13 protein-coding genes are annotated in these 13,859 nt (G+C 36.1%); 6 read left to right on the forward strand and 7 right to left on the reverse strand.

Features of this window, described 5'->3' with window-relative positions:
- Window positions 1-287 precede the first annotated feature (287 nt).
- Window positions 288-1,397, forward strand: coding sequence for a hypothetical protein (locus tag EHQ31_RS09490; RefSeq protein ID WP_135574236.1), 1,110 nt, complete (start codon window positions 288-290; stop codon window positions 1,395-1,397).
- A 43-nt stretch (window positions 1,398-1,440) separates the two neighbouring features.
- On the opposite strand, the gene EHQ31_RS09495 is transcribed toward EHQ31_RS09490, so the two are convergent.
- From EHQ31_RS09495 to EHQ31_RS09510, 4 genes are all read right to left on the reverse strand, one after another.
- The gene (locus tag EHQ31_RS09495; RefSeq protein WP_135574238.1) at window positions 1,441-2,493 is read right to left on the reverse strand and encodes an MBL fold metallo-hydrolase; all 1,053 of its coding nucleotides are present in this window, start codon (window positions 2,491-2,493) and stop codon (window positions 1,441-1,443) included.
- Window positions 2,490-3,326: a formylglycine-generating enzyme family protein gene (locus EHQ31_RS09500; protein WP_244247331.1), complete on the reverse strand. Its 837-nt coding sequence runs from the start codon at window positions 3,324-3,326 to the stop codon at window positions 2,490-2,492. Before EHQ31_RS09500 ends, EHQ31_RS09495 begins: the two co-directional genes overlap by 4 nt.
- 122 nt (window positions 3,327-3,448) lie before the next feature.
- Window positions 3,449-5,110, reverse strand: coding sequence for a sulfatase-like hydrolase/transferase (locus EHQ31_RS09505; protein WP_135574240.1), 1,662 nt, complete (start codon window positions 5,108-5,110; stop codon window positions 3,449-3,451).
- Window positions 5,111-5,282: 172 nt separating this feature from the next.
- The gene (locus tag EHQ31_RS09510) at window positions 5,283-5,774 is read right to left on the reverse strand and encodes a DinB family protein (RefSeq protein ID WP_135574242.1); all 492 of its coding nucleotides are present in this window, start codon (window positions 5,772-5,774) and stop codon (window positions 5,283-5,285) included.
- Between the two features lie 278 nt (window positions 5,775-6,052).
- On the opposite strand from EHQ31_RS09510, the gene EHQ31_RS09515 reads away from it, so the two are divergent.
- The 4 genes from EHQ31_RS09515 (at window position 6,053) to EHQ31_RS09530 (ending at window position 9,166) form a co-directional block, all read left to right on the forward strand.
- A complete protein-coding gene (locus tag EHQ31_RS09515; RefSeq protein ID WP_135574243.1) occupies window positions 6,053-7,657 on the forward strand; it encodes an ArnT family glycosyltransferase in 1,605 nt (534 codons plus the stop codon).
- The gene (locus EHQ31_RS09520; RefSeq protein WP_135574245.1) at window positions 7,654-7,968 is read left to right on the forward strand and encodes a hypothetical protein; all 315 of its coding nucleotides are present in this window, start codon (window positions 7,654-7,656) and stop codon (window positions 7,966-7,968) included. Before EHQ31_RS09515 ends, EHQ31_RS09520 begins: the two co-directional genes overlap by 4 nt.
- Window positions 7,969-7,994: 26 nt before the next feature.
- Window positions 7,995-8,753, forward strand: a complete 759-nt coding sequence (locus EHQ31_RS09525; protein WP_135574247.1) for a polyprenol monophosphomannose synthase — start codon at window positions 7,995-7,997, stop codon at window positions 8,751-8,753.
- Window positions 8,754-8,872: 119 nt separating this feature from the next.
- Window positions 8,873-9,166 carry an STAS domain-containing protein gene (locus EHQ31_RS09530; RefSeq protein WP_135574249.1) on the forward strand — a complete coding sequence of 98 codons (294 nt, stop codon included), beginning with the start codon at window positions 8,873-8,875 and terminating at the stop codon, window positions 9,164-9,166.
- On the opposite strand, the gene EHQ31_RS09535 is transcribed toward EHQ31_RS09530, so the two are convergent.
- Window positions 9,155-10,786 carry an alpha-glucosidase gene (locus EHQ31_RS09535; RefSeq protein ID WP_208652762.1) on the reverse strand — a complete coding sequence of 544 codons (1,632 nt, stop codon included), beginning with the start codon at window positions 10,784-10,786 and terminating at the stop codon, window positions 9,155-9,157. The two genes, EHQ31_RS09530 and EHQ31_RS09535, sit on opposite strands and share 12 nt — an antisense overlap.
- Before the next feature lie 81 nt (window positions 10,787-10,867).
- On the opposite strand from EHQ31_RS09535, the gene speD reads away from it, so the two are divergent.
- Window positions 10,868-11,629: an adenosylmethionine decarboxylase gene (speD, locus tag EHQ31_RS09540; RefSeq protein ID WP_135574253.1), complete on the forward strand. Its 762-nt coding sequence runs from the start codon at window positions 10,868-10,870 to the stop codon at window positions 11,627-11,629.
- A gap of 6 nt (window positions 11,630-11,635) precedes the next feature.
- Here the strand turns inward: speD and EHQ31_RS09545 are convergent, their stop codons facing one another.
- The gene (locus EHQ31_RS09545) at window positions 11,636-12,199 is read right to left on the reverse strand and encodes a thioredoxin domain-containing protein (RefSeq protein WP_167481653.1); all 564 of its coding nucleotides are present in this window, start codon (window positions 12,197-12,199) and stop codon (window positions 11,636-11,638) included.
- On the reverse strand, window positions 12,186-13,715 hold the full coding sequence (locus tag EHQ31_RS09550; protein WP_135574255.1) for a methyl-accepting chemotaxis protein: 1,530 nt from the start codon (window positions 13,713-13,715) through the stop codon (window positions 12,186-12,188). Before EHQ31_RS09550 ends, EHQ31_RS09545 begins: the two co-directional genes overlap by 14 nt.
- Between the last annotated feature and the right edge of the window lie 144 nt (window positions 13,716-13,859).

The following is a 13,859-nucleotide window of genomic DNA, read 5'->3' on the forward strand; positions in this document are numbered from 1 at the left end:
CTAACCTTTCCATTTAAACCCATTACATTGTGCGAATTGTATAATCAATCGACTAACATTCCAATTTTAAAGAATGCATTGTTTAAATTGAATCGCAAAACCAACTAACAATAAAATGGTGATTCGAATAGAATGAACATACAGTGAATCAAAAAAAAAAGATTGGTTTCCTGCTAAGTAATCAGCAATAAATACAATATACTGGAAATATATCCGTAATAACAGATTTCCACCTACTCAAAACGGGTCTTTAGAGAACAGTGTCCAAAACACTAACGAGAGACCCTATGAAACCAATTTTACGGAGCCTATCCCTTATCCTATTCGTAATATCCCCGCTTTTGGCACAAACTGCGCAAAAAGAGCCCACTAACCTTACCCAAAACAAGTTTGAGGGGCTAAATTCTAAACCTGAGGACGAAGCGACTGAGAAGGAAAGGTGGCGATTTCTCTTCTACGCTGGAGCAGGAAAGGCGGATATCCAAACCAATCCGAACATCCCCTTTGCACACCGTGATCCCAATACCGGACTCATCATCAATCCTGGAATTGGTAAAAGGACAGGGCTTACCAGTGCAGGCACTACCAATTTTCCATCTGAAGGATCTGGAACCAACCAAGGAACTGTTTTTACTTTAGCTAACGACAAATGGTTGTTTGCTTATGGTTATACATCTATAGATTTAAAAATGTCACCGGCAAACCAGGGCATGGTTCCGATTCAGTCTTTTGATTCTTCTTCCGAACATGTAGTTAGAAACATTCGAGTTGATTATACACAAAAAATATCTGACTTAGTATCCGCGGTATTTTCTGTTCGGCAATTTTTAAGGACTGGAAACTACGAATGGAATAATGTACTCGAAACAACAAGTGTATCAAACCATTATGTTGCCTTTCCTAAAATCCAAGTGAATGACCAAATGAAAATTAACATCTATTCACTCGGTTTTAAATTCAATTATTTCAAAAATTGGGAAATTGAACCTTACTTTCAATACCGCGATGCTAGATTTTATGCCAATGTCTTTTCCACAGTAGGAGCGATACAAAGATCGGACAATTTACTTTTGCCATCCGATCCTGCTGCGATTGGTGGCGCTTGGGCTTACCAAGGTTTAGGAAGTGCTTATGCTCGTCCATTATACAATTCGATTAATAAAGAATTTGGAAACTTGGGATTAAGGTTACAATACAATCCCTATAAGTTTTTATTTTTAAGGACTGATGTCAGAAGGAATCCAGTGCTTGCCGCTTGGGAAGTGAGAGGATCTGCCACAGTTTTTTTCAATAAGTATTTTGGAATTACTTTAGGTGGAATCTATGCGGAAGCGGAAATTAATCCTTTAAGTTTACGTGGATGGGAAATTGGCCCTACATTTACATATTTGTTTTAATGTAGAACCAAAGACCCTTCAGATAGTTACAAATCGATGACAATCATGGCAATGGAATTTCGATTCTTTTGCCGTCATGTCCAATGATCAAATCTCCATGATATACCTTTTGGATTGGATCTTTATATATTGCTTTGGTTTGAACATATCCGCTAACGAAGGGAATCATATGAGTTAAAACTAATGTTTTTACTTTAGCTTCTTCAGCCAAATTCCCCAACTCAAAAGCATCTATATGATACAACTGGATATCTTTCATAATTTTACTTAATCTTGAATTATTTATCGAATCATAAGCTGTTTCAATTTTTGCAATCATTGACTTATTCATAACTTCTGAAATTAAATAATCAGCACCAAATGACTGTTTTTTGAGAAACTCTGAATCCGCAGTATCACCAGATATCACTATAGATTTACCCTTATATTCAAGGCGATAACCCACAGCTGGTTCTACTGGTACATGGTTTACATAAAAAGCATATACAATGACTCCATCTTTTTCATATACAATTTTTGAAGATCCATCCGATTTAGGTGCAAACTCATTGGTTTTAGCCCCTTTCCACTGCGATGGCATTACTGCATCACCGTGGTGTTTGGTGCGGTAATAAAATTCCGATTGATAACTCTTTAAAAATCCATTCACTAGATCCGAAATTCCTTTAGGACCGTGGATTGTCAGAGGTTTTTGTCTTCCTAGTAACCAACTGCGGTCAATCACCTCACCCAAGTCAGCAAAATGATCCGAATGAAAATGTGTAATAAAAACCGAAGTGATTTCACTTACCGGTAAATTTAATTTTTCCATTGCCATTGCCACACCATCACCGGCGTCAAATACCAAAAACTGCCCATTCACAAATATAGCAGTGGAATTCTGGATACTTTCTGAGGGAAGTGGCGAACCTGTTCCTGTAAGAACAATCGTAATTTTATCCTTATCCAAAAGTTCTTTTGCCGCTTTGGCTTTTACAATTGTACTTTCATTCACACGACTAATGACAAAACGATCCCATGAACAAGACAGTGTGAGTAAACATACAGACAAAAATAAGATATTGAAATAGAGTGATTTGGTTTGATTTGACTTCATAATTTTTCCTTTAGTTTTTTAATTGTATTAAAATGAGTTCTTTTTATTGTTCGAAATCCAATATGGTTACTGGCCAATTGGTCTTCTTGAGGTTGTTTAGCTTGGGCCCTATATCGTTTGCAATAGTTCGGCGAACAAAGATAAGATCCACCCTTGATCGTATGGTATTTTCTTTTGTCTAAAGTTTTGTCCTCAGTCCACGGATCGGCAGTGTATTCCCAAACGTTTCCGATCATATCATATAAACCGAATTTATTTTTCGCAAAACAACCAACAGGTGAAATTCCAACAAATCCATCTTTCCCTTCATCTAAGTAAGGAAACTCACCTTGCCAAGTATTGGCATTATCCTGACTTCCATTAGCTGCAGCCAATTCCCATTCCACTTCCGTTGGCAAACTATGGCCTTTCCATCTCGCAAAGTTTAAAGCGTCCATATAACTCACTGCTACTACAGGAAAGGATCCCTTTCCTTCTATGGAAGAATCTGGCCCATCAGGATGACGCCAGTTGGCTCCTGGCACGTAATTCCACCAATCGAATGATGAGTTTGATTTAAGATCCTCTTTCGGTTTTTGAAAAACAACAGCGCCTGGTACATTCAGTTTCAGCTGGTTAAGTTGAATGTTTGAAATCAATCCTGTTTCAGCTTCCGTTTGATAACCTGTCTCCCATACAAATTTGGCAAATTCATCATTGGTAACTTCAGTTTCATCTATCCAAAATCCAGAAACAGTTGCGGAGTAAATCGGTGATTCTTCTGGATATACATTAGATCCCTTTTCAAACTGACCCGAAGGAACCCAAACCATTCCAGGAAAATTTGGATTCACATTTGATTTCTGATAGTGACAATTATCTTTGTTTCCCCAATGAATTCGAACTAGCGAACAATTGCCAAAAAGAATCAAAAAAAGCACTATCAACTTACTCATATTAGCTGATTATTAGAGATTTAATTCACCCAATACGTATACTCATCTTCTTTTTCTTGTTTTTGATCTAAGGTTTTATCAATCGAAACAGGAAATTCAATAAAAGAAGGCCAAAGTGGCTCAGGCATTTGTTTATTATAATTATCTAATAAATTCTCCAACTTCGATAGTTTTTCCGGATAAATAGAAACAACATTTTTCTTTTCCAAGGGATCGATGTCTAAATGAAACAACCATTTCTTTTTCGGGCGTTCTGTTCGAATTAATTTCCATCCATCTGATTGTACCGTTTGATAATACCCATCACTCCAAAAAAGTGGTCTTTGTTTTTGAACCACATTTCCTTTTAAATAAGGCAAAAGATTCTCACCATCAATTTTTCTATCTAACGGTAGTTTTACGCCAGCTGCCCCTGCGACCGTAGGTAAGATATCAATATTCGTAATCGCATTTTGGTATTTTGTTCCTGGTTTGATATGACCTGGCCATTTTGCTAAATAAGGGACACGAATTCCACCTTGAAATAGTGTCAATTTCCAACCACGGAATGGTGAGTTCACATCAGGTAACCCAATATAATTCGGTGCACCGTTATCACTTGTAAAAATCACAATTGTGTTTTTATCTAATCCTTCCTCTGACAATGAATCTAAAATTTTTCCAACACTTCGATCTAAAGAACGAATCATACTCAAATACACTCGTTTTCTATGATCTTTGATATGCGAAAGCGCATCATAATCTTCCTTACTTGCTTGTAAAGGAGTGTGTACGGCCCAATGAGCTAAAAACAAAAAGAAAGGTCTATGTTTGTTTGTTTTAATCACCTTCACTGCTTCATCAGTAAAATAATCTGTCAAATACCTGCTTGGTTCAAACCACTTACCACCGTTATAACTCACGCCAAAACGCATATTGGGCCATAAAAAACGATCTATGGGATCAAAATCCTGTTTTGAATTATAAACATTTGGATCATCAACTGGAAGATACAACCCACTCTCCATAAACAAAGTTTCGTCAAACCCTTGTTTGTTTGGTCTCATTTCTTCCGTACTCCCCAAATGCCATTTCCCAATATGAACCGAATGGTATCCTCTCTCTTTTAAAACTTCTGCGATCGTAATTTCCGAACCAGGCATGCCGAGTTCATTAAAACTTTTAGATTTTTCAGCTTTTTCTTTATCAATCACAACAGGATACAACCGATCCGGATCTGCGTACAAATCAGCTCCCACTCTTGCAAGCGCACCTGGAGTTGGAGTATATTCCACTCCAAACCGAGAAGGATACCTACCGGTCATTAAAGCTGCACGTGATACCGTACAAACAGCACTCCCTGAATACCCAGAATCAAAACGCACACCATCCTTCGCAATAGAATCAATATTAGGTGTGGGAACCCCTAATTCCGCATAACCACCACCATACGTAGTGACATCATTAAAACCTAAATCATCTGCCATGATGACAATGACATTCGGTGGGCGACCAGTGATTGGTTCATTGGACTGAACTGGTCCAGTTTGCCAAGGGACAGGATGATTGGGTTCTCTCGGATGACGGATGTCAGTAATCCAACCCAGAGAATAACGGAGTAAAAGCAATCGATTGTAATAGAGAACACCGAAAATGATAAAAAGAACGAAAAATGCTGCGATTATTTTTTTATAAAGTTTCATTTGAAAATAAAAGTCCCAGTTTTGAAACTAATTTATCTCAAAGAAAAACGCCAAGATCTAAGTGGTATGTGAGATATTACAAAATAGAAAAAATGTTAAATCCATCCAGTCTAATGAAAAATCGTTCAATGAATTAAACAATTTAATCTAATAACACAGTTAATTAAATTTATTATGTTTTTGCAAATAGAGTCGCAGGGGAAAACCCAAACTCTTTGGATACAACTCCACCATCTAACTTCACCAAAATGGATATAATTGCATAGTGATGAACTGTATGAGAAAGTAAAAATAGAAGTTCTCGATTGGTATAGCTAGGAATGATCGGAACGTTTTCATTCGGGTTATAGTTTTGTGAAATTGAAATTTTTTCTGGCTTCAAGTTCCGGGTTTGAAACAGAGAAACATATTGTTCCATTGATTCAATGGCAAATAATCGATCTGTTTCCAGGCGAGGATTTCTATTTCTTTTATCATAATCGATATGACCAACATTGAATCCATTCCAAAACAATTCGTAATGTTCAATGATGTGACGAAAGTGTTCACCAATGGAAGATGTTAGGATTTCCTGTTTTTGTTTATATCTTTCGTTCGTTATAGATTCGAGAAGAAAAATTCCTTGCTGCAAAATTTGTAAGTTCTCAGCAATAATTGGATCCATACAATGAAGTTTAGACTGCGCGGTCCCGTTCCTATTCCAATCAATTTTCAAAGATTTTGAACGAAAAACATCGATTTTTAGGAATATCCTGCCTTTTGCCTTGTATTCCATGCCTTTCTCCCTATTGAAACCATCTAAAAAACCTTGTCATGGCTTTCACTCATCAAAATAAAAAACACTAAACATAATTTTTAAAAACGCAACGGATTCACAATTTTCAACTTAAACACGTTGACTGACTGGTCAGTATCTTCGTTTATGGATAAATGGGGTCCAAAATGTATTTTGTTCTACTAATAATTCTTTCTGCTTTATTTGCGATGACCCTTGGTATACCCGATGTTGCCTTTCCACAAGGTGACGAAATTATGCACATTCGTTCCATTCGAGAAAGTTTGGAAGTGGGAAGTTATACCCTCCCAGTTTTATCTGGACTTCCAAATCCGTATAAACCACCTCTTCTCTTCTGGATGGGTATGTTTTTTGATAAAATATTCGGAATTAGTTATTTTTCCGAGCGATTAGTTTCTTTTTTATTTGGCCTCGGAACCTTGGCTTTGTTCTATAAATTTTACCAATCCATAAGTAAGTCAGAAAAAGAATCTAAACTTGCTACTTTAGCATTTGCTTTCTCTTTCCTTTCCTTAAAATTTTTCGGGATTCTAATGATGGAAGGAGCACTGGTATTTTTTACCTTACTTTACGTTTATTTATTTTTTAAGTCCAAAGAAAAAGAAAATCTAACTTATGTTGCCTGGGGAAGTTTTCTTGTAGGATTTGGATATTTACTAAAAGGCCCCATTCTTCACATTTATATAGTTTTATTTTTAATCAGTTATCTATATTTAAAAATGATTCGAGTCAGAAAGGGACATTTCCATATTTCTTTCAAGCCACTTTTAAAAGAAAAACAAACTCTTCTTTTGTTTTCACTTTCTCTTCTTATTCCAATCCTTTGGATATCCTATTTATACCTATTTACAAATTCAGGAAAAGAATTATTAAGATTCTTTTTTATTACAGAGAATATGGGGAAATTTTATGCCGCGAACCAATCGGGACTTAGAATTTGGGGAGGTTGGCTTCTATATACAATCCCTTTTTCCATCCCATTATTTCATACAGTTTGGAAAATTATTAAAAGAACTTCCAAAGATAAAAACAGAATTATGACTATGGTTTTGTTGGTTTTTTTATTGTTTGTTACGATTTTCCACTTAATGCCAAATAGAAAAGATCCATATTATGTTACTCCTTTTATAAGTTTTTTATTTCTGATTCCAGCATTAAAGAAAGAGAATTGGGAGACTATAATCCTTTCCAAATGCAATAAATACTCAATTCCAGTATTATATTTTTTACTGGTAGCTTTAGCAGTAGTTCTTCGATTACCTTCGTTATTCGCAGTATCACTTACTGGAATTGTGTTATCAATAAGCGCTATAGCATTTCAAAATAAAAATAAAAGTTTTTATGGAGTTTTTATTTCGCAACTTCTTTTAGTGCCTATCATTATGTTGTTTTTTGTCAGACCGATGGCCGATCCAAACATCGCAGATCAACTTACTGACGTTAAAGGAAAAGAATTATGCGTAATCGCAGAGAATCCTTGGACAGCAATGGACGTCCAAAATAAATTAATAGATTCCAAAGTAAAATTTGCTCTTCCACTAACCTATCGGGATACATGTCCCGATGCAGAAATGATTGTTACCTTCTCGGAGGCTAATTTGACTGAAGATTGGAAAAAAGTTAACTCTTGGTTTCAATGGAAACAACATTTGAACTTAGATTCAAAAGAAACTTTAAAAGCCTTACTTAAAATGGACAAACGGACTTTTCAATCAGAAGTAAACGTGTGGAAAAAGGAAGAGTTACGATGAAAAAATACGGAATCCTTCTATTTTTATTAGCACTGGTTTCTGTTTGGGACATCTCCAAAGACAATGCTCCCAAGTTTGGACAAAAAGCAAAATTAGATCAATCATCGGAGTGTAAGGATCTTTGCGGAAAAGCAAGTCTCTGTTTAAAAGAAGACCAAAAGAAATTACAAGATCCTAAGATGTACCAATTTGCCTGCGAAATTCTCTGCACCAAACAGTTCCAATTGTTTGGAGAATGTTCCAAAGCAATTGCGACTTCGTGTGAAAGTGGTGAGTTATGTATCAAAAATCAAACAAAGGGGCTTTTTTAAAAACAAAAGAAGTTAAATGACCAGTCATGCAAAATAAAACAAGTATCATATTACCAACTTATAATGAAGCCGGCAATATCAAAAACTGTGCCGAAACCATCTCTAAAATATTAGAAAAAGAATCTTTAGAGTTTGAAATTGTCATTGTGGATGATAACTCCCCTGATGGCACTTTTGAAGTTGCAAAAGTCCTTGCCGAGTATGATAAAAGAATCAAACCCTTTGTTCGTACGACAGAACGAGGATTAAGTTCTGCAGTCACTTACGGATACGACAAAGCAGAAGGTGAGAATCTGGTGGTGGTGGATGCTGACTTTCAACACGACTATACCAAAATTCCTGATGTGATCCGATTACTGAATGAAAACGATATCGTAGTTGCCACACGCCGTAGTGCCGATGGAGGTTACGGAAATTTTCCGATACTTCGAAAGTTAGCAAGTCAGTTTGCAACAAAAATTTCTGAATGGTTGTTTCCTGTTCCGATTACAGATCCTATGAGTGGATTTTTTGGAATCCGAAAATCAATTTATTTAGAAACAAAGGAAAAACTTCATCCAAGAGGATATAAAATTCTTTTTGAAATATTGGGTTCAGTTCGCACAGAAAAAATTGCAGAAGTTGGATATACATTTGGACTTCGCACTTGGGGACAATCGAAACTTGATTCCGGCGTAATATTTTATTTTATATGGGACCTAATTTCGATTAAATGGAATCAGTGGAAGTCATCACACTCCTTCCAATTCCGATCCAAAAGAAGAAATTCACATATACATCCATAAGGAAACTTTAGGGCGAATTAGAAAAAAGTGGAAAGATAAAAAATATTTTGAATCGTTTTTCTTTTTCAAACACTCAGGTATTTTTTTCTTTTACCGTCCATTGATTTGTGAGGGAAAACATGGTGAAAAAAACAATTGAGGAAAATTGTTATCGAATAGAGTCCAATCGACTGGACGTATATTCGGCTGCAAGTTTAGAAGAAGATATGACAAGTATCTTCGAAAAAGGAGTCACTTCTCTCTACTTAGATTTTTCCAATGTAGAAGAGGTTTCTTCCTCAGTTCTAGGACTTCTTTTATACAAAAAGATGATCTATGGAAAACAAGGAGTGAGACTTTTTCTCATCAATGTGAATCCACAGATTCAAAAGATCTTAAAGATTTTAAATCTTAATGCGCATTTACTTCTTTAGTTTGTTTTCCAAAACAAGGCCAGAATGTCCAGGCATTTGAATCGTTTCTCCGGTTACCATCGCAGCACCAAACTGATACAATAATTTTGATCCTTTGATTGAAGGTTCCTTTACAGTCTTTTCACCAAAATTTAGAAACACAGTAATCACTTTATCTCCAAAAATCCTCTCAAAACAAAGTAGATCACTAGAACTTGTGCACTTCGTTTGCACACTTCCCGCTTTTAAAACTTCAGATCCTTTTCTTAAATGAAATAGCGACTTGTAATGATTCCAAAGAGACTTTTCTTCTTTTCTTTGACCAAGTACTGTATCCGAATTTTGGAACTTTCCAACAGGTAACCAAGGCCTTCCTGTAGTAAATCCAGCATTTTCATCTGTATCCCATAACATAGGCAGACGACAATTGTCCCTATTGATATAAATCCCTAGAAGATTTGATAAAAATAGAGGTACAAACCGGTTCATTTTGGCAATGGGATCCTTTCCAAGGAAATTAGAAATCCTTCCTTCTTTTCTCCCGATTTCATCTCCATAATAGACAACAGGAATGCCTCTAGCTAAAAACTGAAAGGCTGAAAGAACTTTTGCCTTTCGGATATCACCACCTAACCTGTCTATATAACGTCTTTGGTCGTGGTTACCCAAAACATAGGTAGGTGTGTGAGGTGCCAAAAATTCTTTTTCGTTTTTTTCCAATAGGTCTTTAAAAAATTGGGCATGATAGTCAAAATGAATTAATTCAAACTGAAATACCAAATTGAGCCCATCAGCTTTTTCTCCCAAAAAGGATTTTAAAACTTTGTCAGATCCACTCACCTCTCCAATGAGAAATGGTTTTTGTTTGTATTTAGAAATATGTTTTCTTACTTCTTTGGCAAACTGAAATGATTCAGGTAAGTTTAAATTATAAGTTTTTTTCTGAAAGAACGCCTCATCATGGTTATCTGGCGTTGGGAAATAGCGAAAGCTAAAAGGATTGTTTTTAAAACTTTCATCTTTATAAATGGAGTTAAAGATATCTAGCCGAAACCCATCAACTCCTTTATTTAACCAAAAGTCTAAAACACTAAACATAGCTTTTTTTACTTTTGGATTTCTATAATTGAGATCTGGCTGAAACGATAAAAAATTACTATAATAATATTCATCCGTCGTTTTGTCGTAGTTCCAACCAGAAGTCCCCACCATTGATATCCAGTTATTAGGTGGTTTGTTTGTTCCCTTTTTCCAAATATAAAAATCCCTTTTCGGATTTTCTTTGGAAGATCTGGATTCCAAAAACCAAGGGTGTTTGTCAGAAGTATGGTTCATCACCATATCGAGTACCACTCGCATCTTTCGTTTGTGGATTTCTTTGATGAGTTTGTCACAGTCATCCATTGTGCCAAACCGAGGATCAATGGCCGTGTAGTCAGAGATATCGTAACCAAAATCTTCCCCGGGACTTCTGTAAAATGGGGAAAACCAAATGGTTTCGACACCCAAATCACGGATTTGATCCAAACGCCCAAGAATCCCCTGCAAATCGCCGATCCCATCACCATTGGAATCCTGAAAGGACCAAGGATAAATTTGATAAATTGAAGTTTGTTTCCACCATTCCATTTTGTTTTCCATGACTTTTCTAAAACTTCCCCGTTATTTCAGTTGCCTCTTACCTAAATACCGAATTTCTGTTCTTTATACAAGCAGGTAGCAATGGATAAAGAAAAAATCAAACTTTCCGGTTTCAACAATCTGACAAAAGTTTTGAGTTTTAACCTCTACGATTTTTGCATCACTTTGGATGACGAACAAAAAGGTAGATACGTAAGTTATATCCACGACAAATACAATGCTAGCAAAATTACAGAAATCTCTAAAGAGATTGTCAAACGAATTGATGCCAATATTCTTTCTGTCTCCGCACAAGACTACGATCCTGTAGGTGCTTCTGCTATGGTTCTGATGAGTGATGTCAAAGGTGGAGGTAATCCGATCCCATCGACACAAGTGAGCATGCACTTAGACAAATCTCATATCACAGTACATACGTATCCAGATGCCGCAGATCCTGATGGAATTTGTTCCTTTCGAGTGGACATAGATATTTCTACTTGCGGAGAGATCATTCCTCTCGACTCCATTAATTTTTTATTTGAAGCCTTTGAGTGTGATGTGGTATATATTGATTATGTAGTTCGCGGATACACAAGATTAGCGGATGGAAGAAAAATTTACAACGACCACCATTTCAATTCCATTTTGGATTTTGTAAAACCAGAAATCAAAAGAAATTATACTTATTTATCTGATATCAATATGCCTCAAGACAATACATGGCAGACGAAAATGATGATTAAAGAACTTGGACCAGAGAACTATTTAATCAATCCAACTGATATTTCTCATCCAGATGTTCCAAACAAAATGAAACTACTCAGAGAAGAAATGAAAGAGGTATACCACATGATCCATTAACATTTGTTATTGGATTTCGGTTTCTATTTCTTTTTGAATATCTATCCATTCTTTCTCACCCAATTTCGGTATTAAATACATAGTATCACGGTTGGGTGGGACTAAAAAAAACTGAGTTCCATGTTCATCTCTTTGTTTTAACGAAGGGTGGATTGGCATATAAGCTCCTAACTTTCGATAAAAACTAATTTCTTCTTCCGTTTCCGGCCTTAGTGCCTTAATCTGTATACTTTTTTGGTAATAGTCCAAATAAGCGGCAATTGCCTCTTCTGATTCACTGGGATCGGTAACTAAAAAATAGAAGGATGTTTGGATTTCAGGAAATCTCTCTTTGAAACGGCGAAGGGCTTCCAGAGCTAATGGACATTTTTTACCACAACCCACAAGACCTGGGTAAATCAAAATCCAAGTGCCAGTTGGTTCTTTGGAAAACTTTTTCAAACAAAAAGGACAATCTACAAACCTAGACTTCCCACCAAAGATGGTGATCACAAAACTTAAAACAAATAGAAAGAAAATTCCAGAACTAAAAATTAGAAATTTTAACTGGAGTGATTTAGGTTTTGTCATCTTCAATGATGGCCGCTAAAGTTTCTACAGAATCCTTCAATCCATTAAAGATAACATTTCCTTTATCAATTAACCCAATCATATTGCCACAAGTACCTAAATTGGATTGTGTTTTGACATTGAGATCGAGGATGGAATTTGAAATTTCAGCCATACTTGTGGATTGTTCTTTACTGGATACTTGCATCTCCTGCGCAATTTGATCCAAGGTAAGTAAAGCTTGTTCTTGTTTTTCAAAGGCAGAAAGAGTGCCTGTAATTTTTACAGTGAGTTCTCGCATTCCTTCTTCTGAAGAGAGAATGGACTTCACAAAACTTTGAACCGTTTGGTTAATTTGATTGGACTGTTTAAAACTTACCTGTATTGCCGACTTAATTTTTCCTGAGATAGAGGAAATGTTTTTTGTAGCTTCTGCAGTTGAATCTGCAAGTTTAGAAATCTCAGAAGCAACGACCGCAAATCCGCGACCCGCATCTCCAGCACGAGCAGCTTCAATCGATGCATTTAACGAAAGTAAGTTGACCTTTTCTGCAATATCAGAAATTAATTCTAAAATTTCTTCCATTTTTTCCGAATCGTCAACTGCCACCTCCATTGATTGGTAAAGACCCGTAAATTCGGTTTCTGTTTTTTTAACACTATCGGCTGACTCTTGGATTTTGGAACGCATGACTTCCAATGAAGTCACAAATCCTTCACTCAAAGTAAATAAATTACGATTTAATTCCTCAACTGTTTTGACCTCACCAATTTGGCGGTTGGAACCTTCTAAAATCAATTGGCTGGAAGCAGCTGTTTCTTCTGTTGCCGCCGAAATAGCCTCAATGGAAGAAGATTGAGTTTGAAAAGAAGTTTGAAATTCTTTTACTTTCTGTGAAATTAAATTGGAATTTTCTATAAATGTTTTGGTTCCAGAAGATACCTCATCCACAGCCGCTGTGACACCGGCAATTACAGTTTCCAAATTGGTTTGTGCCTCAATTTGGTTTTTGAGTTCCAAAACAGAACGAATGGAAAAATAAATGAGAATCCCAGTTTCAAATACTACAAATAAAGCATGGGTAAGAACGATCTCAAGGCCCGTTCCATAACTATATACCATTACCTTGGTTCCAAAAATTACAGTCCCAAATTCTTGGACGTAATTACCCACTAAGTGGTGTACGGCGATCGTTAGTGCAGCAACTAATAAAACTCTCCAATCTTCATACACAAATAAAATCGCAAGGGCACTAAAAACATGAAAGTGCATTTCGATGCGACCAAACTGCGCTTGGATCATAAGAGCACTAAATATCATAAGAGTTGCCCCATTCCATGCCCTTAGGAAAAAAGAACCTCGAGCCATCTTATAAAAAAGAAAGGAAACAAAGGAAATTACCACCGCAGAGAGGGTTACAACAGTCGTAGCACCATAACCCAAAGAGAGAAAAAAAACAAGAGGAGTGTGGGCCAAAATCGCCCAAAGAAAAAATGTATCTACTTTTTTTTGGCGTTCCGACAGAACTGCCGCCAATCTAATATCCATATGTTAATAGACGAAAAAAAACTAAGGAAGTCTAATCAATAAATTATTTGATTATAAAATTATATACTTTAATAATCTGGAATGATAAAAGTTTTGGTACTCTATTTTATAAGTACAAATACAGAGGAATGA

Source organism: Leptospira montravelensis (assembly GCF_004770045.1).
Classification (GTDB): Bacteria; Spirochaetota; Leptospiria; order Leptospirales; family Leptospiraceae; genus Leptospira_A; species Leptospira_A montravelensis.